Origin of the sequence: Arthrobacter sp. NPDC056493 (assembly GCF_042795115.1) — a bacterium.
Taxonomy (GTDB): domain Bacteria; phylum Actinomycetota; class Actinomycetes; order Actinomycetales; family Micrococcaceae; genus Arthrobacter.
Genome location: NZ_JBHTSL010000069.1, coordinates 1 through 20,001, shown reverse-complemented (window position 1 = coordinate 20,001; position 20,001 = coordinate 1). Strand labels below are relative to the sequence as shown.

The following is a 20,001-nucleotide window of genomic DNA, read 5'->3' as shown; positions in this document are numbered from 1 at the left end:
GAGAACCATGACTAACAACATTGCCCCGGATGCCGGGCTGAACGCAGCCATGGCCGCTTTGGACGACCTGGACCTCACGCCGCAGGGACTCGCCGACGCACCGGCGAGCGAACTGGATCCGGACACGCTCGTCCACCCCGGCCCATAGGTCAGGTTCCGCAGAAGGTCCGGTACGGGCCAAAGCTTTCCGGCGCAGCCTCCGCGTAGCGTTCGACGCCGGGACGCTCGTTATAGGGGTCCGTCACCGCTTCCAGCAATCGCCTGAGCGGTCCAAGATCACCGCCGGTCGCAGAGCTGAGTGCTTCCTCAACAAGGTGGTTGCGGGGCACATACGCCGGGTTGACCCGGTCCATCACATCCGCGTCCGGATCCATGGCCTGCCAGCGTCCGGCCCAGGCGACGAATACGTCCGGTCGCGGGAACAGGTCCCGTGCCGGTCCGCCATTGCCGCGGGCCGCGGTTCCGAGACGCCGGAAGAACGATGTGTAATCGACGCGCTCCTCTTGGAGCATGGCGAGCAGTTCGTCAATCAGGGGCGAAGCCACATCATCGTCGACGCCGCCGTCCAACCCGAGCTTCGCCTTCATGCCGGCCAGCCAGGCGGCGCTGTACTGCTGGCGGAACGCACCCAATGACTCCTTTGCCAGCTCGACCGCGCGTTCCTCATCATCGTCGAACAGCGGAAGGAGCGCCTCGGCCAGGCGTGCCAGGTTCCACTCTGCGATGAGGGGCTGGTTGGCGTAGGCGTAACGGCCGTTCTCGTCGATGGAGCTGTAGACGGTGGCGGGGTCGAATGCATCCATGAAGGCGCACGGGCCGTAGTCGATGGTCTCCCCCGAGATGGCCATGTTGTCCGTGTTCATGACGCCATGGATGAAGCCCACCAGCATCCACTGGGCCACCAGCGAAGCCTGTGCGCTGATGACCGCGCTGAGCAGGTCGAGATACTGATTCTCCGCTTTGGCGGCGTGGGGATAGTGGCGCGCAATGGCGTGGTCGGCCAGGCGGCGCAGGAGCCCGTCGTCACCGGCGACCCGGGCGTACTGGAAGCTTCCCACGCGCAGGTGGCTGCTCGCGACCCGCGTGAGCACCGCCCCCGGCAACACCGTCTCCCGCTGGACGGAACGGTCGGTGGCTACGACGGCGAGCGACCGGGTGGTGGGAATGCCCAGGGCGTGCATCGCTTCGCTGACGATGTATTCACGCAGCATCGGCCCCACGACGGCGAACCCGTCGCCGCCCCGGGCGAAGGGGGTGCGGCCGGAGCCTTTCAGGTGAATGTCGCGGAGGCGGCCTTCGACGTCGGAAATCTCACCGAGCAGGAGCGCGCGGCCGTCACCCAACCTCGGCGCAAACCAGCCAAACTGGTGGCCGGAGTAGGCCTGCGCAACGGGAGTGGCGCCGTCGGGCACTGCATTGCCGATCAGCAGCGGAAGCCCTTCCGGGCTCCGAAGGAAGTCCGGGTCCAGGCCCAGCTCGGCGGCCAGCGGCTCATTCAGGACGAGCAGCCGCGGGGCAGGGACCTCCTCCGCCTTCCAAGGGATGGCCATCTCGGCAAGCTCCGTGGCGAAGCGGCTTTCAAAGGTGACGGTTGATGCGGCTGCAGCGCTCATCTTTCAAGCATACGTTCGGCCTTGGGCCCCAAACGCCCCATCAGATCCCGCCGCCTTCTCCAAACGCCCCATCAGTGATGAAGCGTTGGCGGGTTGTCTTCCGGGACTGATCGAGCTGGCACGCTACATCCGTGGCCTTCGGACGTAGCGTGCCTCATCCGGCGCTCGCCCCGGCCCACCGCTCGTATCTCACGTGGCACAAAGGGAGTAGGCTCAAAATGAAGGCGAAGCGCCTATGAAGAGCAAGGACTCCTGCCGGCCAGGACCTTGGGGACGCGGTCGATCTTTTCGTCACGACAGGCCGCAGACGCAAGCCCGCGGCCATTCCCGGACCCTTCGTCCGGTTGCAATTAGTGGATCGGAGGATCCGGCTCTCAGGAGATTGAGGCATGCGATGGCCACCGCCGAGTCCGGCCAGCCGCCGGCGTCCGGGCAATTTCCCTCGCCGACGCTGGAACAATTGCAGGACCTGCTGCTGGAAAGCCCGGGGTTTGATGACTTCCTCCTCGAGCTGGCAGTTTTCTCTGCATCACAACTCGCCGTGCCAGAGCCGATGTTGTGCGCGATCTCCGTCGAGCGGGACGGACGACTCATCACCGTAGCAAGCAGCAGCGAAAGCGCCAGGCAGATGGACGAGAAGCAGTACGGGTTCGACGACGGCCCCTGCCTGACTGCCTTAAGGGAAGGCCGGACGGTGCTGGTCAGGAACCTCGAAACGTCCGAACGATGGCACCAATACTGGCAGGCGGTTACGGCCGACCGCGTCGTATCGGTCCTTGCCGTACCCATTGATGCCGGGCCCGACGCGGCTGCTGCACTGAACTGCTACGCCCGGAGTACAGCAGCTTTTGACGCGGCCACCATCACCGCTGCCGAAACGTATGCCTCGTCCCTGTCCCGCGTCCTCCGCCTGGCGCTCCGCGTCCACCGCCTGGCGCTCCTTCCGGAAGGCCTGCACGGCGCCCTGCAGTCCAGGGCAGTCATTGACGCGGCCCTCAGCCTGGTGATGGCCCAGACCCGCGGCAGCCGCGAGGAGGCCGCCGCGGTTCTCCACCAAATGGCGCTCTCCAACAAACAACAGCTGAAGCAGATTGCCACAGACATCCTCAACGGGGCTCAGCTACCAGAGCAGGCAAACCGTGACGACACCACGCCCGGGTGACCGGACCGGCGGCCTCGAACCCCGTGACTATGATGGAGAACATCTGCCGGACGTACCGCCCAGAGGGATGTTCCCGAACCCGATGAGATGTGAGGCCACCCCGTGAAGCGGAAGAACCCAATGGCAGCGGAACTGCCTGAGATGTTCGCTTGGGTTTCGGGCCTGCTGTTGACGGAGCCGGTGGTAGACCGCGCCGTGGCCAGCCTGGCCCAGGCCGCGCACGAAAGCCTCGCCGGCAGCATTGGTGCAGGCGGCACACTTATCGACGACCAGGGCCGGCGCACCAGCACGGCATCCACCAGCAGCCTCGTTCAGGAAGCCGACCGGCTGCAGTACGACTTGGGCGAGGGGCCTTGCCTCACGGCATGGGCCAGTGCCCAGCCCGTGCTCGTGGACGATGTCCGCACCGAGCAGCGATGGCCCGTCTGGAGCGAGGCGAGCGCCGGCACGGGGGTGCTGTCCTGCATCAGTGTTCCTCTCCTCGTGCCAGACCTCGGCGGACGCAACAGGCCTGAGGCCATCGGAGCCCTCAAAGTCTACGCAGACCGGCCGCGGGCCTTCGATGAACACAGCGAGCAGGTCCTGACCCTCCTTGCCGGTCCCGCCGCGCTCATCCTGTCCAACCTGCAGGTACGGGAGCGCGCCGCCCACCTCAGCGACGTCCTGAAAGACGCCCTGCACAGCAGGAGCCTGATCGACATAGCCAAAGGCGTGCTGATGGAGCGGCTGCAGGTGGGCGAGCGGGAGGCCCTGCAAGCCATGATCAGCCGCGCCCGGACAGAGGAGATCCTCCTGAGCGCGGTGGCCCAGCGGATACTCGAACGCACACCGGAATCCGACGCCGGACACCATGAGCGCTGACCAGGACGGCGAGGCGCAAAGAAACCGGACTGCCCGGGCCTTCCGGCAAGCCCAGCTGGAGGTCGACAAACTCTGGATGCACTATTTCAGCATCGGCGGTGACGCAGGCGCCATGGAGATCGAGGCCTACCTCCACGGTTCCTACATGTTGCGCCCCATCCAGCGGGACCTGCTGGACCACGCCATCTATGAACTCGGCAATTCGTTCGAGAACTGACGCGTCCATCGAAACAGGGGCAACGCCCCGCCGTCGGGCTTCTGCCTGTACGCCGTCCGCCAGGCTGAGCGGGCGCGCCTCCTTGACGGCGTTGTCGGCACGGGCTAAACAATAAGTAGCCTTATTATTGTCGTCGTTTTCCCTTGAAGGAGGGCCGCCCGTGAGCGAAGACCGTGAAAACGCCTAGCGCCGTCAGGGGCCTGCGGCTCGGCGTCCTCGTCCTGCTCGCGCTTTCCGGCGGCGTGCTTTCCGGGTGCGCCGCTGACGGAACGCAGGCCGCAGAAGCAGCCGAAGCGTTCCACCGGGAAGTGGCCAGCTCCAACATGACGGCGGCCTGCTCGCTGCTGCAGTCCGGGACACGGGAGGAGACGGCGCGGTCCAGTGACGCCGGCACCTGCGAGAGCCAGCTGGAAAAGGCGAAAATCCCGGACGCGGGAAAGCTGCTGGGCTCCGAGCAGTTCGGCCGTGACGCCTTCGTCGAGTTCGAGCACGACACCGTCTTCCTGGCCGCCTCCAACGCCGGCTGGAAGGTCACGGGCGCAGGCTGCACCCCCAAAGGGGAAGAAGAGCCGTACACCTGCGAAGTAGGAGGCAAATAGAATGCGCTGGAGCTTTGCCCTGTATCTCATCCTGATCTTCGGCGGACTGGCCTACCTGGCCGCCGTCGGGCTTGTCCGGGGATAGGCGGACCGTGAAGAAAGCACTCAGAAACAACGGTCTCAGCCTCTTCTTTGGCATCATTTTCCTCCTGGCCCTGCTGGGCCAGGCGCTCACCGGCCATGCCCTCTTCAACCAGGAGCAGGTGGCCTCCGGACTGGAGGAAATCAGTCTCGGACAGTACCTCACGTCGTCGAACTTCGCCGTGGACGTCTCCGAAAACTGGCAGTCCGAGTACCTGCAGTTCCTGCTGTACATCTTCGCGACCATCTGGCTGGTCCAGAAGGGGTCCCCCGAGTCCAAGGAACTGAACGAACGCGGCCCGGAGTCGGACAAGGAACAGCTCGTGGGCGAGTACAGCAACGCCAAGTCGCCCAAATGGGCCCGCGTCTCAGGCTGGCGACGGACCGTGTACTCCAACTCCCTCGGGGCGACCATGGGCCTGATCTTCCTGCTGTCCTGGCTGGTCCAGTCCATTGCGGGCAGCAGCAACTACAACCAGGAGCAGCTCAGGAACTTCCAGCAGCCCGTCAGCTGGGCGGAGTACATCGTCTCGCCGGAGTTCTGGAACCGCACTCTGCAGAACTGGCAGTCCGAGTTCCTCGCCGTCGGTTCCATGGTTGTCCTGTCGATCTACCTCCGCCAGCGCGGCTCACCCGAGTCCAAGCCCGTGGGCCGTGCGCACGACGACACAGGCACTACCGGCTGACGGGCGGCGCCGGCGGGCGGCGCCGGAGGTGCCGACGCCGGATGCCGGCCCTACAGCCCGTCCACCGCCCAGCCTTCCTGGTAATCCGGATGGTCCTTGTAAACGGCGGCGAGGGACATGAGAACGTACTCGCTCGTGGCGCCGATGGCGGTGGGAACGTCTGTGACCAGCGGCACGTTGCCCAGGATCGTCCGTTTGGCCGCGCATTCGGAAAGCACGCGCCCGGGACTGAACCAGCCGACGACGGGTCCCGCCGATCCTTCCATCTCCAGTCCCCGCCGGGCATCCGCCTCGTCCTCGGCGATCCGCGCTTCCAGAAAATCGATCAGGTCGGCCATGTGAAGTCCCTCGCATTCATTTTGGGTGGGTGGATGGTGCCGGCGGTGTTGACCGGCAACCGCGCCGGAATGGTGTCAGGCGTCCTCCTTCGGGCGGTGCCGCTTCTGCGGGGCGAGCGGAACAACAACCACCGGCCGGGTCTGCCGGTGGGTGAGGTGGACGGCCACCGAGCCGAGCAGCAGCTGCTCCAGCCGGGCACCCACCCTCCCTTCGCGGGTGCCCACCACGATGACCGAGGCATCCGCCGAGTCGGCCAGCCGGGCCAGTGCCCGGGCGGGTTCGCCGACCAGGGTCAGCAGCGACCATCGGATCCCGGCCTTGCCGAGGACAGCCTGCAGGTGCTCCCTGAGATGGGCGCTGGTTTGCTCGGCGTCGTCAACGGTTCCCTCCTGCCCGGCTGACTGCAGGAGGTCCTGGTCGTCGCGCTCGTTGCTGAGGTAGGAGGTGATATCCACATAGGCACAGATGAGCTTGACGTTCAGGGAGTAGGCCAACCGGGCGGCACTTTGCACGACGGCGGGTGGTTGCCCGGGAACGACGCCGACCAGCACCGGGCCGGCAATCCGTTGCGGGACGAACCCGTCCTCCCGGCTTGGGAGCCCGGCCTCCTTCGCTGGCTCATTCATGAGTGATGCCATTCCACGCTGTCCTTACGGCAGATCGGGGTGACTCTCATTGCCAGCCTACTAGGACCCTCTGGCACCGGCGGGCAACCTGGTGGAGGATGGGCGCATGGCGGAACGTGGAGGTCGCACGCAGTTTGCCGTGGCCGGCTGGGTCTTCGGGTCCGTCAGTGTTGTCCTGGGCCTGGTCATCCACGCTGTGTCCGGGCATCCCGTGCCAGCGGTGCCGATCGTCGTCGCCACCGCCGCGCTGCTGAGCCTGGCCGGCGCAGTCGTCACCCGCATCGGTGTGCCGAACTGGGCCTTGCTGGTGCTGGCCGGCGTGGGACAGCAGGCCATTCACTGGGCTTTCGCCTTCTTCTCCGATCCGGTGGCGACCGCCCTGGGCGGCCACGGACACTCGGACCCCGTCCAGTTCACCGGCCCCGGGCTGCTGCTGGCCGGCGTGCCGACCCAACCGCTGCACGTGTTGCTGTACGCGCACGTCGCGGCGGCGCTGCTGACATTTCTCCTGATTCAGCGGCTAAAAACATCGGCCCCGAAGCGGTTCAGCCCGGGCGCGGCGGCGTACCCCAGATAGGGCAGCCCGAAGACATCCTCGATGCTGGCCAGCAGGCTGTAGTGGTTGTACAAACGGTCGGAGGTGGCGCCTGCCCTGGCCAGCGGTGACAGCACCAGCGTCCCGATGAGTCCGCCGGCCGCTCCCCCGGGCAGTGCAGCATCCGCGCTTTCCTTCCCCTCCGCCTCGTCGAAGGTGATGACCAGCATTCCGTCCTGTTTGTAGGCCGGGGAGGCCATGATCTCCGGTACATGCTTGCGGAGCCATACATCGGCCGAGACCAGGCCGCCCTCCCGCCCGTCAACGCACGGGCTGTCGTGCCCGTCGTTGCACAGGTTGGGGCTGATGTAGGACAGGTTCGCAGTGGTGGCCACGGTCTTCAGGTCACCGGAGAGGCTGGAGAGGCCGACGTCGTTGCGCTCGCATTCCGGTGACGACGTGATCCCCGCGAAGTACACGAACGGGTTGTGCCGGGTCGCGTACTGGTCGCCTTCCTGCGCAGCGTGGTTCGGATCGTCGGCACCCAGTTCCGGATGCAGGCACGGGGTTCCCATGTCCTCCATGTACCCCTTCCAGGTCTTCCCGGCCGCGCTCAGCTGGCCCGCGACCGTCTGCACCGACTCGGGATACACACAGCCGCTGCCCTGCTCCTGGCCCAGCGACGCTGTGCCGCTCGAGTCAAAGGTCTCGTAGACCGGACAGTCGCCTTTGGTGGCTGAGTTCGGGCCCTGGCCCGAGATCTGGGCGATGTAGTTGGGAAGCGACGCGTGTCCGATTGCGTAGTACCGGCTGAGCAGCACGCCCTGCGGGCGCAGGGTCTGGGACAGGTACTCTGCGTCCGACTGGTCGTTCCAGACATCCCGGAAGGACTTGTTCTCCAGGTTGATCACGAACACATGCCCCGGCTTTGCCGCCGCCGTGGGTGCGGGAGAGGGCGACGGCGGCAGCCCCGTTCCGCAGGCAGCAAGCCCCGTGAGGGCCACCGCCAGCAACGCGGCGGGGATGAGCCTCCGGCCAGCCGGCCGGCGCCGGCCCCACCCACGCCGGTGCCACCTATGAATCAGAGCAGCTCTCATTGGATCCTGCCTTCTGCAGCAACGTCGGTTCGCGGTCCCGGGCCAATAGGTCTGCATTCCATGCTGGCACTGCTAGCCCGGCAGCAGCATGGGGGAAAGCTGGGAGTTGTTTGGGAGGGCGCACCATGGTTCTCCGGAACGCCGGGCGGCCCACGTGTTAAGTTGAGTCGGTGGGACAGACCTGTCCTGCGCACCAGCCTGAGAGAGCCAATACGTGGAATCGCCTTCGCCAGTCCGAATCCTGACCGTCTGCACTGGCAATATTTGCCGCTCCCCCGTGGCGGAGCGCCTGCTTCAGGCCGGCCTGGACCAGGTGCTTCCCGGCGGCTTCCAGGTGCGCAGCGCCGGGACCCGCGCCCTGGTGGGCGACCCGATCCAGCCGCTTTCCGCGGACATCATCCACACCTTCGGCGGCACGGCCGAGGGCTTCGCGGCACGCCAGCTGTCGGGCAAGATCCTGCGGAACGTGGACCTGGTCCTCACCATGACCTCCGGCCACCGGGGAGAGGTGCTGCAACTGGATGCCTCGCTGCTGAAGCGTACCTTCACCATCCGCGAGTTTGCCCGGATGCTCGATGTTCTGGAGGAGCGCGGGGACCAGACGCCCCGGACCGGGAGCCTCAACGGTGAACGGCTCGCGGCCAACACCAAGCTCTGGCACAAGCTTCCTGCCCGGGCAGCCTCCGTCCGGCACCTCGCGCTGGCCCCCGATGCTGGGGACAACGACGTCGTCGACCCCTACCGCCGCAGCGCCGACTACTACCGGCAAATGGAAGACGAACTTGCCCCGGCGATCATCTCCATCCTGCGTTTCGCCCGGCTGAACGCCCCCTCCTAAGCCGGCCGGCCGCCGTCGTTCTCACGGGCGGTTTTTGGTGGTACCGTCCGATCATGAAATCCCGGAACAGTCCGGGAGCCGGGGGCAACGGCGACCCCGCTCCGGGCGCCGATGGCGGCGCCAAACCCAAGCGGACCATACGCAATGTAGTTTTGGTATCGCTGCTCGCGATTGCGCTGGTGGCCGGCGGCTTCCTGTTCAGCCTGGCCCAGATCTGGAATACCCAGACCGCCAAGACGGATATCAGCGCGGCCCCTGAGAGCCCTACGCAGACGGCCACGACCAAGCCCTCGCCCACCAAGAAGCCCACACCAAAGCCGGTGGAACCGCCACCGCCGCCCACGCTGCCCATGAACATCCTCCTGATCGGCAGCGACCACCGCAAGGGTGATGCCCCGGCGCCGAACGGCCTGCCGAACCAGCGCGCGGACGTCCTCATGCTGGTGCATCTGGCGGCCGACGGGAAGCACGCCTACGGCATCTCGCTCATGCGCGACCTGTGGGTTCCGATCCCCGGCTACGGCGAAGCGAAAATCAACTCCTCGCTCGAACAGGGCGGAATGCCGCTTGCGGTGAAGACTGTGGAATCGCTGTTCGGGCAGAGGATCCAGCACGCCGTGATGATCGACTTCGAAGGCTTCAGGGGCATCACCGAGGCGCTCGGCGGCGTGGACGTCAACAATCCGGTGGAGTTCACCGCCAGCTTTGACACGCACCAGCACTTCCCCGCCGGGGTGAACAAGCTGCAGGGCCAGCGCGCCCTCGAGTTCGTCCGCGAGCGCTACGCGTTTGCCGACGGCGACTTCCAACGGGTCGCGAACCAGCAGCTGTTCCTGCGCTCCACCCTGGCCAAGCTGCTCTCCGCGCGCACGCTGACCAACCCGGTGACGCTGTACAAGCTGGTGAACACGGCGTCGAAGTACATCACCGTGGACAAGGGGCTGAACGCGACCGCCCTGGCCAGCCTTGTGTACAGCCTGCGTAATGTCCGGATGCAGGACGCGGTGTTCTTCACGCTTCCGACGGCGGGATTCGGGACCAGCACTGATGGACAGTCAATCATCCTTCCGGACTACGGCGCCGCTGCCGCTGTGGGCACCGCCCTGGGGAAGGACCGGCTGGGGCAGTACGCCGCGACGCTGGGCAAGTGATGCCTGCTTGGCTTCGCTAGTGACGATTTGTGTGAGGGGTAACCGGTGAAAAAGCTGATGTGGGTCATCGCCGTTGCTGCGGTGCTGTTTTTCCTCGTGGGCCTAGCCGTCAAGGCGGTGGCCTTCCTGCTGTGGGTGGCGCCTTTCCTGCTGCTGGCGGCCCTGCTGGTGTTCTTCCTCAACCGCTCGGGCGGCAAACGCATCCCCTGACGCCCCCTCACTACCTGCCGGTTTGGGCCGGACGCCCCCTCACCACCTGCCGCTTTAGGCCGGACGCCCCCTCACGTCCTGCCGCCTTAGGCCGGACGCCCCCTCACGTCCCGCCGCCTTGGGCCAAACCCTTGCGGTCGTCAAGTGCAAGAGCGTTTCCCGTTTGGCTGCAGGAGGTGAGGAAGCGTTTCAAGAAAGGCGACGGAACCTGATTGCGCGTGTGGGGTTTCCATGGCGGCTGATTAGTCTGCTGACATTCCGGGTACGGCACTAGTAACGTGGAAAATTCGCAGGCCTCGGCTGAACGGGAGTGCAATCGTGGGACAGAACGGAACCACCGCTGATGGAACGCACAAGGATGCCCCGGTGCCCGCGGCGTGGACTGCCGGCGCCGTGGAACTCATCCTGATCCGCCACGGCGAGAGCCAAGGCAACGTGGCCGCCACCGACGCCACGGTTTCCGGCGCCGAGGTGATCGCGGTCCCCGCCCGTGATGCCGACGTCGAGCTCTCCTCCACAGGGCGGGAGCAGGTGACGGCCCTGGGCCGCGCTCTGGCGGCGGTGCCGGAGGACCGGCGGCCCGACGTCGTTATCTCCTCGCCCTACATGCGCGCCTACCAGACGGCTGAGATCGCCGTGGAGACGGCAGGCTGGCCCGTCCCCGTGCGCTCGGACGAGCGCCTCCGCGACCGCGAGCTGGGCATCCTGGACATGCTCACCGCCTTTGGCGTGGAAACCCGGCTTCCCCAGGAGGCAGAACGGCGGCGGTGGCTGGGCAAGTTCTATTACCGCCCGCCGGGCGGGGAATCGTGGGCGGACGTGGCCCTGCGGCTCCGTTCCGTGATCGGCGAACTGAACGCGCTGGGCAGTGGCCACCGGGTGATGCTGGTCTGCCACGACGCCGTCGTCATGCTGTTCCGCTACATCCTCGAAGGCATGTCCGAACGGGAGCTCTTGGACGTGGCGGCCAGCACTCCGGTCCTGAACGCCTCGCTGACCCGCTATGTGCGGCCGGAGGGTGTGGGGCCGTGGACCCTGGAGAGCTTCAACATGGCCGACCACCTGATGGAACAGGGCGTCGAAGTGACCGAACATGCCGGTGACGCCAATGTCCACCCGCGCTGAACACACCGACACTCCAGCAAAAGATTCCACCAACGCTGGCGCCACCCTTGTCACGCCGACGCTCCTGCGGAGCTGGCCGCTGCCCTCCGCGGGGTCTGACAAATACTCCCGCGGCGCGGTGCTGGTGATCGGCGGCGGGAGGCGCACGCCGGGTGCCGCGTTGCTCGCTGGCACGGCCGCACTTCGCGCGGGAGCTGGCCGGGTGACCTTGGCCGTGGCGGAGTCAGTGGCGGTCCAGCTGGCCGTGACGCTGCCGGAGGCGGGGGTGATCGGGCTGCCCCAATCCGAGGCCGGTTCCGTGGGTGACGCCGGGCTCGAGGACCTGCTGCCGGACTTCGACGCCGCGGATGCCGTGCTGATCGGCCCCGGACTGGACGACATCGAACAGACCGAGGCGCTGCTCCGTGGGCTGCTGCGGCACGAATCCTCCAGGGACCCGGGCCAGGGCGCCGGTCCGACGGTGGTGCTCGATGCCTACGCGCTGGGTGCCCTCCCCCGGCTGGTTGATGAGCTGGGCCCCTGGGCGGGCCGCCTGATCCTCACGCCGAACCCCACCGAGGCCGCGATCCTGCTGGGCCGGGACACCGGGAACCTGGCGGCCGACGTCGTCGAACTCGCCGGAAAATACCGCGCCGTGGTGAGCTGCCAGGGCGTGATTGCCGGGCCACCCGGCGTCGGCAACCCCGACGGCGGTTCCTCCGACGGCGGTTCGTCCGCCTCTGATTTCCCTGACACGGGGAACCACTGGGAAATCACCACTGGCTACGGCGGGCTGGGAACGTCCGGCAGCGGCGACATTCTTGCCGGCGCCATCGCCGGGCTCCGGGCACGGGGAACCAGCGACGCCCAGGCCGCCTGCTGGGGCACCCACCTCCACGCCGCGGCGGGCGACAGATTGGCCAGCCGGGTTGGCGGCCTTGGCTATCTGGCGCGGGAACTGGCCGACGAACTGCCGCCGCTCATGATGGAACTGGCCACCTGAGCTACTTCAGGGACTTCAGGATGGACCGCAGGGACGCGGCGGCCTTCGTGGCTGCGGCCTGCGGCTGCGCCCGGCCCGCTGCGACGTCGCTGACGGCCTTGGCAATCGGCAGTTCGGCCATCGCAGCACCGGCCAGATCGCCATGGCCCTGGACAATCCCCCAGTGTTCCAGGTCGTTGGCCCCCTGCAGCAGGGTGGCGAGGACGTCCTTGGCATAAACGCTGCCGAACCGCTCGGTCCTGCCGGCCGCCACGGGGATGGACATCCAGGCATCCGCGTACTCGGCCGGGTTTACGGTGCTGCCCGAGCGCACGGGAACGCGCTCCTCCGGGGCAACCGCGAGCCAGTCGGCATAGCCGTCGGTCAGGAAGTATTCCACGAAGCGGCGGGCAGGTTCGGCGTCTGAATCAGCCGTCACGGTCCACGAGATCACTTCGCCGAAATGCGCGGGCCGTTGCGCGTCCGGCCCCTGGAGTCCTGTCACCACTCCCGTGTTCCGCGCCAGGAACAGCGGGTCCTTGGTGCATTCGGAGCAGCTGGGCCGCGCATCGGCCCGGGTGCCGGCCAGCTCATCCAGCATGTTCGTCGGCCAGATGGCCATGGCCGCCTTCCCGGCGAAGTAGGCGGACCGCACTGTGTCGATGTCCTGTATGCCGGGCACGGAATAGTTCTTGAGCAGGTCCCGGTAAAAGCCGAGCGCTGCCACGCACTGGGGACTGTCGAACGCAATGCCGCCCTTGGCATCCACCATCTGGCAGCCGTTGCCCAGCGCTATGTGCTCGAAGGACTGCTGCGTGAACGCCTGGCCGGGCCTGTTGGCGGCGACAATTCCTGCGAGCGCCGGGGAATCGAGCTTCCTGGCCGCGGCAAGAATGTCCGCGTACGTCCGAGGCGCCTTGAGACCAGCCTGCGCGAAGAGGTCCTTGCGGTAGTAAATCAGCTGATGCCACGCGGAGCCCGGAACGGCCAACTGCTGGCCGTTGTCGCGCGTCAGCTCGAGCGCCCGGGCGGCCCACGTCTGTTCTCCAAGGCTTTGCACTACGGCCGCGTTCGTCTTGTAGTCGATGTGGCCGGACGTCGCCATGGTCCGGACCTGCCCCAGCGACAAGGAAGCCATCACGTCGGGCAGGTCACCGGAGGCGGCCGATGACGTCATGACCTGGTTAAAGCGGTGCGGAGGAACGCCCATGAGGTCGACCTTCACTCCGGTGGCAGCAGTGAAACCGTCAATGACGACGTGAAGCTTGGCCATCCGGTCCGGCAGCGTCTCTGTGGTCCAGACGGTGATGTTGTGGTGGTCGATGTCCGGTGTGGGCGCGGGCGGCTGCCCATTGCCGGGCGTGCAGGACACCAGGACGGCCGCCGCCAAGGACACTGCCGCAAGAACGCCCGCCCTGACTTGGCCTCTGGTCCTATTCACCTGGCGCTCCTGCCGTCCCTTGTCCGCAGCACCGACCCACGCAGGGCGTGGAACCCCGCGTACAACTAGGAGACCTGTTTGACAAGCGTAACCAATAGGTGCCCGGCTGTCTGCAGGATCTGGCTTTCGCAGCAAATGAGGGGGCGCACGAAAGGACGGCCTCCGCTCATTGAGCCGGAGACCGTCCGCGAGAGGATCCGGATGCTGCTGCCGTGCGCTGTTTGGCGCGGTGGCGTGCTCCCGGGCTAACCGCCCCTTCTGGCAGCCAAATTGAGCCCCGGGTCCTCCCGTTCACCGCCAGCCGCGTCGGCTGGCTGTAGATGTTTTATAGCACCAGCCCCGCCCCGTCACAAGGGGGGATCCGGAACGGTTTTTTCCTCCGGTTTTCGGGCGGTCAGGGCATCGATTTCAGGGCTTACGACGGCGGCCGGGCCGGCTCATCGGACGGCGTCCCGGCCAGCTTGGGGTGCTATTGCTCGGCCCTGCGGGCCGGGAGTATTTTAAGCGTGGGATTGAGCTCAAGCAGCAGGGCGCCGATGCCCCCTAACCAGGAGCACGTCTATGACGACTATCTCCAACGCCCACCTGCCCGGCGAAGCGCAGCGCCCCTCCGGCGTCCCCTTGTGGTGTTCCCAGTGCCAGACGGATGAACACCTGATCATCGAATCCATTGAGGCCCTGCATCCCCCTCAGGACGGCATTGTTGATGTGTCCTACACCTGCGTCGAATGCGACCGCTTCTACGCCCACCCCGCCGGCGTGCACGACGTCGCAGGCGTCCTGAACCGCCACGGCCAGGTGATGGGAGTCCTGCAGTTCGGTGGCGAATACTTCCATTGCGGCATGCCGATGGCCTCGGTCAGCTCGGGTACCAGCAGCATCTACGGCACAGAGCTCGGCCGCCACCGCACCATCCACGACGTGCACCTGCCCACCCGGCTGCTGCGCTGTGGCTGCGGGTTCCAAATGGAAGTGCCCGACTGAACGAAGTGCGGGACTGAACGAAGTTCCTCCGAGTTTTTGTCCAGATAATGGGCTTTCGTGGCCACTTTGGAGCCATTATCTGGACAAAAACTCGGGAGAAGTGGTGCCAGGGAGGGGCAGCGCCTCCCGGAGCTGTGCCGCGACACCAACAGAGGTCCACGGTCCCGCCACGGCCATTAACCAGTAAACCTTTTGCGGGGCTGCCGCAGGCGCTATCCTGATGCCGTCGGTTCTGTGAACCGCTCACGGTCCGGCCAGCACCCTCGCCCTACACGGGGCGTCGAAGCGCGATGCCGGGGAGTGGCAGACGATGACCGCATATCAGCAACCACCAAGCACCACCGCCACTGAGGCACCCAGGGTGGTGCCCCTCCGAAAAGGCAACATGGTGGTCAAGTGGATCACCTCCACTGACCACAAAACGATCGGGTACATGTACCTGATCGCGTCCTTCGTGTTCTTCTGCCTCGGCGGCGTGATGGCGTTGCTGATCCGCGCCGAACTCTTCGAACCCGGTATGCAGGTTCTGGTGACCAAGGAGCAGTACAACCAGCTGTTCACCATGCACGGCACCGTCATGCTGCTGATGTTCGCCACCCCGCTGTTCGCCGGCTTCACCAACGTGATCATGCCGCTCCAGATCGGTGCACCGGACGTCGCATTCCCCCGGTTGAACGCGCTGGCCTTCTGGTTCTTCCTGTTCGGCTCAACGATTGCGGTGTCCGGCTTCATCACTCCGCAGGGGTCCGCCTCCTTTGGCTGGACGGTGTACGCGCCGCTCAACAACACCACGTTTACGCCGGGCATTGGCGGTGACCTGTGGGTCTTCGGCCTGGCGCTGTCCGGCTTCGGCACCATCCTGGGCGCGGTCAACTTCATCACCACTGTGGTCTGCATGCGGGCACCCGGCATGACCATGTGGCGCATGCCGATCTTCACGTGGAACGTTTTCATCACCTCGGTCCTGGTGCTCATGGCGTTCCCGCCGCTGGCAGCAGCCCTCTTCGCCATCGGCGCGGACCGGCGTTTCGGCGCCCACATTTACGACCCCGAGAACGGCGGGGCGATTTTGTTCCAGCACCTGTTCTGGTTCTTCGGCCACCCCGAGGTGTACATCATCGCGCTGCCGTTCTTCGGCATCGTGTCCGAGATCTTCCCCGTCTTCAGCCGCAAACCGATCTTCGGCTACAAGGGCCTGGTTTACGCGACCATCGCCATCGCCGCCCTGTCAGCCACGGTGTGGGCGCACCACATGTACGTCACCGGCTCGGTGCTGCTGCCGTTCTTCGCGCTCATGACCATGTTCATCGCGGTACCGACCGGTGTGAAGTTCTTCAACTGGATCGGCACCATGTGGGGCGGCTCGCTGACCTTTGAGACGCCGATGCTGTGGGCCATCGGCTTCCTCATCACGTTCCTCTTCGGCGGCCTGACCGGCATCATCCTGGCCTCCCCGCCGCTGGACTTCCACGTCTCCGATTCCTACTTCGTGGTGGCGCACTTCCACTACGTGGTGTTCGGCACGGTGGTGTTCGCGATGTTCGCCGGCTTCTATTTCTGGTGGCCGAAGTGGACGGGCAAGATGCTCAACGAACGCCTCGGCAAGATCCACTTCTGGATGCTGCTTGTGGGCTTCCACGCCACGTTCCTGATCCAGCACTGGCTCGGCGTCGAAGGCATGCCGCGCCGCTACGCCGACTACATGCCGCAGGACAACTTCACGGCCATGAACCAGTTCTCCACCTTTGGTTCGTTCCTGCTGGGCGCCTCGCTCATTCCGTTCTTCTGGAACGTCTTCATCACGGCGCGCAGCAAGCAAAAGGTGGAGGTGGACGATCCCTGGGGCTTCGGGGCTTCCCTGGAGTGGGCCACCTCCTGCCCGCCGCCGCGGCACAACTTCACATCCCTGCCGCGCATCCGCTCCGAGCGCCCGGCCCTGGACCTGCACCATCCCGAGCTGCGCGTCCGCGAGCACGACGCAGTGCACACCCCGGCGGCCGAGGTCCTGGGGGCGGCGGACATCGGCGAACGCGACGTGCGGGATCCGAACCCGGACCGCTAGCCCGTCGCTTGTTCCGACGCGCAGTCTTCCTGAAGGCAGAGGGGAAGCAACTCCGGCACAAGGCTGAGGCCCCGGACTCCATTGGGAGTCCGGGGCCTCAGTGCGTAGTCAGTTCAGCCAACTGCCCTCAAGCAGCCGCCGCCACCGGGACGCGGCCAGTTGCGGCGTCCATGCCGCCGTCGGCCGGGGCCAAAACGCGGAGGTTGCATTCGGACTGCTGCGGATCAATGGAACGCGGCAGGTGGTGCGTTTTGGAGCATTCCCGCAGCTGTTCGAGTGCGACGGGTTCGACGCGGGCGTGGCTGACATCGACGACGAGCTGCAGGCCCTGACGGAGGTGGTTGGCGCGCTTCATAACGACGTAAAGAGCCTGGATGCTTTGGGCGGTTACATGTCCCTGGGCGGCGACCTGAGCCTCACCGCAGTCGAGATCAACGCGGACCAGTACCTTGAGCTTCTGGTTCAAAAACTTCTCCCCTCATGCACGGCCGCGACGCTGCGACCGGGTCTAACCCTAGCCTGCATGTGACCCAGGTAACAGGAAAATTCCGAATGTTGCAGAAATGCGACCTTTCGCGCCCAGGCCCCGGATACGCATTTGCGCCCCCGGACACGCAAATGGTCCGGGGACGCGTGGATTCCAGCGTCCCCGGACCATTTGCGTGTCACATGTTCGACGACGGCGGACGGTCTGGCGGGCAGTTCAGCTGCGGGTGGGGTCGGGGCGCAGCGGCGCGGGCCCGGGATCGGGTACCGGAAGCGGTCCGGGCGGCTCGGGCGTGGGAACGGGGTTGGGCGGTGCGGGGCGGGACGGGTCGGGCCGCATGGGATCGGGCCCGGGCTCCGGCGGGAACGGCTCTGGTTCGTGCACTGGCGGGATGGTCATGCTTCCCCCTCGAAGGCTCGTGTGGGTTCGTTCTTGCTGACGCGAGTTCAGGATACGCCCGGCGCCGGAGCAGGGACAGGGCACGGGCCGGCGTGTGAGGAGCGTCAGAATGCCGGCCTCTCCCCCGGTAGCGAACGGCGGCCCAAATGTCAGAGCGGCTCTATATATTGAGGGAATGACCCACACTCCGCTGCAGCAGCCCGAAAGCTCCTCCGCCGTTGCCCCGCCCCGGCCGCCTGTCGCCAAGAGGGTGCCCACCGAGCGCACGCACCACGGGGACACTTTCGTGGACCAGTACGAGTGGCTGCGGGACAAGGAGTCCGAGGAGGTCGTCTCGCACCTGAAGGCAGAGAACGCCTACCAGGAAGCCCTCACGGCGCACCAGGAACCGCTGCGCGAGGCCATTTTCCAGGAGATCAAGGGCCGGACCAAAGAGACAGACCTGTCCGTTCCGAACCGGAAGGACGGCTGGTGGTACTTCAGCCGGTCCGTCGAGGGCAAGGAGTATGGCATCCAGTGCCGGGTCCGCGCCCAAAATACCGGAGATCCGGTGGCGGACTGGACTCCCCCGGCGGTGGAGGCCGGCGTCGAAATTCCGGGCGAGGAAGTCCTGCTGGACGGCAACGTCGAAGCGGAAGGCAAGCCGTTCTTCTCGGTAGGCGGAACGGCTGTGACCATCGACGGAACCCTTTACGCCTACGCCGTGGACAACGCGGGCGACGAGCGGTTCACGCTGCGGATCAAGGACCTGCGGACCGGCGAACTGCTGCCCGATGTCATCGAGAATGTCTTCTACGGAGTCTCGTTCTCCCCGGACGGCACGCGCATCTTTTACACCGTGGTGGATGATTCCTGGCGGCCTTACCAGGTCAAGTCCCACGTCCTGGGCACTCCGGTCACCGACGATGAGGTGATCTACCAGGAGGACGACGCCGCCATGTGGCTGGGCTTCGAGCTCTCCTCCGACCGGCGCCACCTTGTGCTCGGCATCGGCTGCTCCGAGTACAGCGAGACGCGCCTGCTGCGCTTCGACGACCCCGACTCCGGTCTGTCCACTGTCATTTCCCGCAACGAACGCGTGCTTTATGAGGCCGAGCCGTTCCTGCTCGAGGGCCCGGACGGGCAGAAAGCTGAACGCATCCTCATCACCCACAACCGGAACGCCGTGAACTCGATGGTCTCGCTGGCCGAGCCGGCCGAGTTTGCCAAGCCGCTGGCCGAGCAGCGCTGGAGCACCGTCGTCGAGCATTCCGACGACGTCCGGATCAACGGTGCTGGGGTCACCGCCACCCACCTTGTGGTCTCGATACGGAAGGACACCATCGAGCGGGTCCAGGTGATGTCCTTGGCCGGGCTGGGGACTGCCGGCCAGCAGGCTCCAGTGGAACCCGCCTTTGACGAAGAGCTGTACACCGCGGGAGTCGGCGGTTCGGACTACGAGGCGCCCGTGATCCGGCTGGGCTACACGTCATACTTCACGCCGTCGCGCGTCTACGACTTCGTGCTGCCCACCCCGGAGCAGCCGGCCGGTGAACTGCTGCTCCGCAAGGAAAGCCCCGTCCTGGGCGGCTACGACGGCTCGGACTACGTGGCAACCCGCGAGTGGGCCGAGGCCGCCGACGGCACCCGGGTTCCGCTGTCGGTGCTGCGGCACAAAGCCGTCAAGCAGGACTCGACGGCGGCCGGCCTGGTCTACGGCTACGGTTCCTACGAGCTGAGCATGGACCCGGGCTTCGGCATCGCCCGGCTTTCGCTGCTGGACCGCGGCGTTGTGTTCGTCATCGCCCATATCCGCGGCGGCGGCGAACTCGGCCGGCACTGGTACGAGGACGGCAAGAAGCTCAGCAAGAAAAACACGTTCACGGACTTCATCGCGGCCACGGACTGGCTGGCGCAGTCCGGCTGGGCGGCTCCGGACCGGATCGCCGCGCTGGGCGGCTCCGCCGGCGGGCTGCTCATGGGCGCCGTGGCCAACCTCGCGCCGGAGAAGTACGCCGCCATCGTGGCGCAGGTTCCGTTCGTGGACCCGCTCACCAGCATCCTGGACCCGGAGCTGCCGCTGTCGGCCCTTGAGTGGGAGGAGTGGGGCAACCCCATCACCGATCCCGCCGTATATGAGTACATGAAGTCGTACACGCCGTACGAGAACGTCCGCGGGGTGGCCTACCCCAAGATCGCTGCTGTTACGTCGTTCAATGACACCCGGGTGCTCTACGTGGAGCCGGCCAAGTGGGTGCAGGAGCTTCGCAACAAGACCACGGGCAGCGAGCCGATCCTCATGAAGATCGAAATGGACGGCGGGCACGGCGGGGCCTCCGGCCGCTACGTGCAGTGGCGCGAGCGGGCCTGGGACTACGGCTTCATCGCCGATTCGCTGGGGGCCACGGAGCTGCTGCCCGGCGCCGGGCTGAAGTAGGCCATCGGCTGCGCCACAAGCGCCCGGACTCACGGACGGCGTCGACCCGTTTCGTTGGCGTTCGCGCGTGAGACGTGACACCGTTTTGCCAAAAATGGCCGCCTGCGAGCC

Annotated in this window: 22 protein-coding genes; 15 read left to right on the top strand and 7 right to left on the bottom strand. The window is 66.2% G+C overall.

From position 1 onward, the window contains the following. Positions 1-7: 7 nt before the first annotated feature. Positions 8-148, top strand: a complete 141-nt coding sequence (locus ACFQ50_RS21165; protein ID WP_377997589.1) for a hypothetical protein — start codon at positions 8-10, stop codon at positions 146-148. A 1-nt stretch (position 149) separates the two neighbouring features. On the opposite strand, the gene ACFQ50_RS21160 is transcribed toward ACFQ50_RS21165, so the two are convergent. Beyond that, on the bottom strand, positions 150-1,613 hold the full coding sequence (locus ACFQ50_RS21160) for a YdiU family protein (RefSeq protein ID WP_377997588.1): 1,464 nt from the start codon (positions 1,611-1,613) through the stop codon (positions 150-152). A gap of 394 nt (positions 1,614-2,007) precedes the next feature. Between ACFQ50_RS21160 and ACFQ50_RS21155 the strand changes: the two genes are divergently transcribed. The 5 genes from ACFQ50_RS21155 to ACFQ50_RS21135 all read left to right on the top strand — a co-directional run bounded on the left by ACFQ50_RS21155 (position 2,008) and on the right by ACFQ50_RS21135 (position 5,219). Next, complete coding sequence (locus tag ACFQ50_RS21155; RefSeq protein ID WP_377997587.1) at positions 2,008-2,775, top strand: GAF and ANTAR domain-containing protein; 768 nt, start codon at positions 2,008-2,010, stop codon at positions 2,773-2,775. Between the two features lie 120 nt (positions 2,776-2,895). After that, a complete protein-coding gene (locus tag ACFQ50_RS21150; protein ID WP_377997586.1) occupies positions 2,896-3,636 on the top strand; it encodes a GAF and ANTAR domain-containing protein in 741 nt (246 codons plus the stop codon). Further along, positions 3,626-3,853: a hypothetical protein gene (locus ACFQ50_RS21145; protein WP_377997585.1), complete on the top strand. Its 228-nt coding sequence runs from the start codon at positions 3,626-3,628 to the stop codon at positions 3,851-3,853. The genes ACFQ50_RS21150 and ACFQ50_RS21145 overlap by 11 nt, the downstream gene beginning before the upstream one ends. A gap of 173 nt (positions 3,854-4,026) precedes the next feature. Beyond that, complete coding sequence (locus ACFQ50_RS21140; protein WP_377997584.1) at positions 4,027-4,452, top strand: hypothetical protein; 426 nt, start codon at positions 4,027-4,029, stop codon at positions 4,450-4,452. A 92-nt stretch (positions 4,453-4,544) separates the two neighbouring features. Further along, positions 4,545-5,219 (top strand): DUF6766 family protein, encoded by a 675-nt coding sequence (locus ACFQ50_RS21135; protein WP_377997583.1) that lies wholly within the window; start codon positions 4,545-4,547, stop codon positions 5,217-5,219. 50 nt (positions 5,220-5,269) lie between these two features. Here ACFQ50_RS21135 and ACFQ50_RS21130 read toward each other — a convergent pair whose 3' ends face one another. Further along, on the bottom strand, positions 5,270-5,557 hold the full coding sequence (locus tag ACFQ50_RS21130) for a DUF6221 family protein (protein WP_377997582.1): 288 nt from the start codon (positions 5,555-5,557) through the stop codon (positions 5,270-5,272). A 75-nt stretch (positions 5,558-5,632) separates the two neighbouring features. Next, a complete protein-coding gene (locus tag ACFQ50_RS21125; protein WP_377997581.1) occupies positions 5,633-6,184 on the bottom strand; it encodes a universal stress protein in 552 nt (183 codons plus the stop codon). A 106-nt stretch (positions 6,185-6,290) separates the two neighbouring features. Between ACFQ50_RS21125 and ACFQ50_RS21120 the strand changes: the two genes are divergently transcribed. Next, the gene (locus ACFQ50_RS21120) at positions 6,291-6,761 is read left to right on the top strand and encodes a hypothetical protein (RefSeq protein WP_377997580.1); all 471 of its coding nucleotides are present in this window, start codon (positions 6,291-6,293) and stop codon (positions 6,759-6,761) included. Here ACFQ50_RS21120 and ACFQ50_RS21115 read toward each other — a convergent pair. After that, positions 6,698-7,816 (bottom strand): alkaline phosphatase family protein, encoded by a 1,119-nt coding sequence (locus tag ACFQ50_RS21115; protein WP_377997579.1) that lies wholly within the window; start codon positions 7,814-7,816, stop codon positions 6,698-6,700. The two genes, ACFQ50_RS21120 and ACFQ50_RS21115, sit on opposite strands and share 64 nt — an antisense overlap. A 214-nt stretch (positions 7,817-8,030) precedes the next feature. Between ACFQ50_RS21115 and ACFQ50_RS21110 the strand changes: the two genes are divergently transcribed. The 5 genes from ACFQ50_RS21110 to ACFQ50_RS21090 all read left to right on the top strand — a co-directional run bounded on the left by ACFQ50_RS21110 (position 8,031) and on the right by ACFQ50_RS21090 (position 12,122). Further along, the gene (locus ACFQ50_RS21110) at positions 8,031-8,654 is read left to right on the top strand and encodes a low molecular weight phosphatase family protein (RefSeq protein WP_377997578.1); all 624 of its coding nucleotides are present in this window, start codon (positions 8,031-8,033) and stop codon (positions 8,652-8,654) included. A 53-nt stretch (positions 8,655-8,707) separates the two neighbouring features. Then, positions 8,708-9,805, top strand: coding sequence for an LCP family protein (locus ACFQ50_RS21105; protein ID WP_377997577.1), 1,098 nt, complete (start codon positions 8,708-8,710; stop codon positions 9,803-9,805). A gap of 45 nt (positions 9,806-9,850) precedes the next feature. Next, positions 9,851-10,015 carry a hypothetical protein gene (locus tag ACFQ50_RS21100; protein WP_377997576.1) on the top strand — a complete coding sequence of 55 codons (165 nt, stop codon included), beginning with the start codon at positions 9,851-9,853 and terminating at the stop codon, positions 10,013-10,015. A gap of 366 nt (positions 10,016-10,381) precedes the next feature. Further along, a complete protein-coding gene (locus tag ACFQ50_RS21095) occupies positions 10,382-11,140 on the top strand; it encodes a histidine phosphatase family protein (RefSeq protein WP_377997603.1) in 759 nt (252 codons plus the stop codon). Further along, positions 11,124-12,122, top strand: a complete 999-nt coding sequence (locus ACFQ50_RS21090) for an NAD(P)H-hydrate dehydratase (protein WP_377997575.1) — start codon at positions 11,124-11,126, stop codon at positions 12,120-12,122. The genes ACFQ50_RS21095 and ACFQ50_RS21090 overlap by 17 nt, the downstream gene beginning before the upstream one ends. A 1-nt stretch (position 12,123) precedes the next feature. Here the strand turns inward: ACFQ50_RS21090 and ACFQ50_RS21085 are convergent, their stop codons facing one another. After that, positions 12,124-13,542: an ABC transporter substrate-binding protein gene (locus ACFQ50_RS21085; RefSeq protein WP_377997574.1), complete on the bottom strand. Its 1,419-nt coding sequence runs from the start codon at positions 13,540-13,542 to the stop codon at positions 12,124-12,126. 561 nt (positions 13,543-14,103) lie between these two features. Here ACFQ50_RS21085 and ACFQ50_RS21080 point away from each other — a divergent pair. Together ACFQ50_RS21080 and ctaD are read left to right on the top strand one after the other, a co-directional pair. Next, a complete protein-coding gene (locus tag ACFQ50_RS21080; RefSeq protein ID WP_377997573.1) occupies positions 14,104-14,526 on the top strand; it encodes a hypothetical protein in 423 nt (140 codons plus the stop codon). A 310-nt stretch (positions 14,527-14,836) separates the two neighbouring features. Then, a complete protein-coding gene (ctaD, locus tag ACFQ50_RS21075; protein WP_377997572.1) occupies positions 14,837-16,588 on the top strand; it encodes a cytochrome c oxidase subunit I in 1,752 nt (583 codons plus the stop codon). Positions 16,589-16,715: 127 nt separating this feature from the next. Here ctaD and ACFQ50_RS21070 read toward each other — a convergent pair whose 3' ends face one another. After that, entirely contained in the window at positions 16,716-17,054 is a 339-nt protein-coding gene (locus ACFQ50_RS21070; RefSeq protein ID WP_377997571.1) for a hypothetical protein, read from the bottom strand. A gap of 237 nt (positions 17,055-17,291) precedes the next feature. Then, positions 17,292-17,474: a hypothetical protein gene (locus ACFQ50_RS21065; protein ID WP_377997570.1), complete on the bottom strand. Its 183-nt coding sequence runs from the start codon at positions 17,472-17,474 to the stop codon at positions 17,292-17,294. Positions 17,475-17,649: 175 nt separating this feature from the next. Here ACFQ50_RS21065 and ACFQ50_RS21060 point away from each other — a divergent pair, with 175 nt between their 5' ends. Next, a complete protein-coding gene (locus ACFQ50_RS21060; RefSeq protein ID WP_377997569.1) occupies positions 17,650-19,890 on the top strand; it encodes a S9 family peptidase in 2,241 nt (746 codons plus the stop codon). The last annotated feature ends 111 nt before the right edge of the window (positions 19,891-20,001 follow it).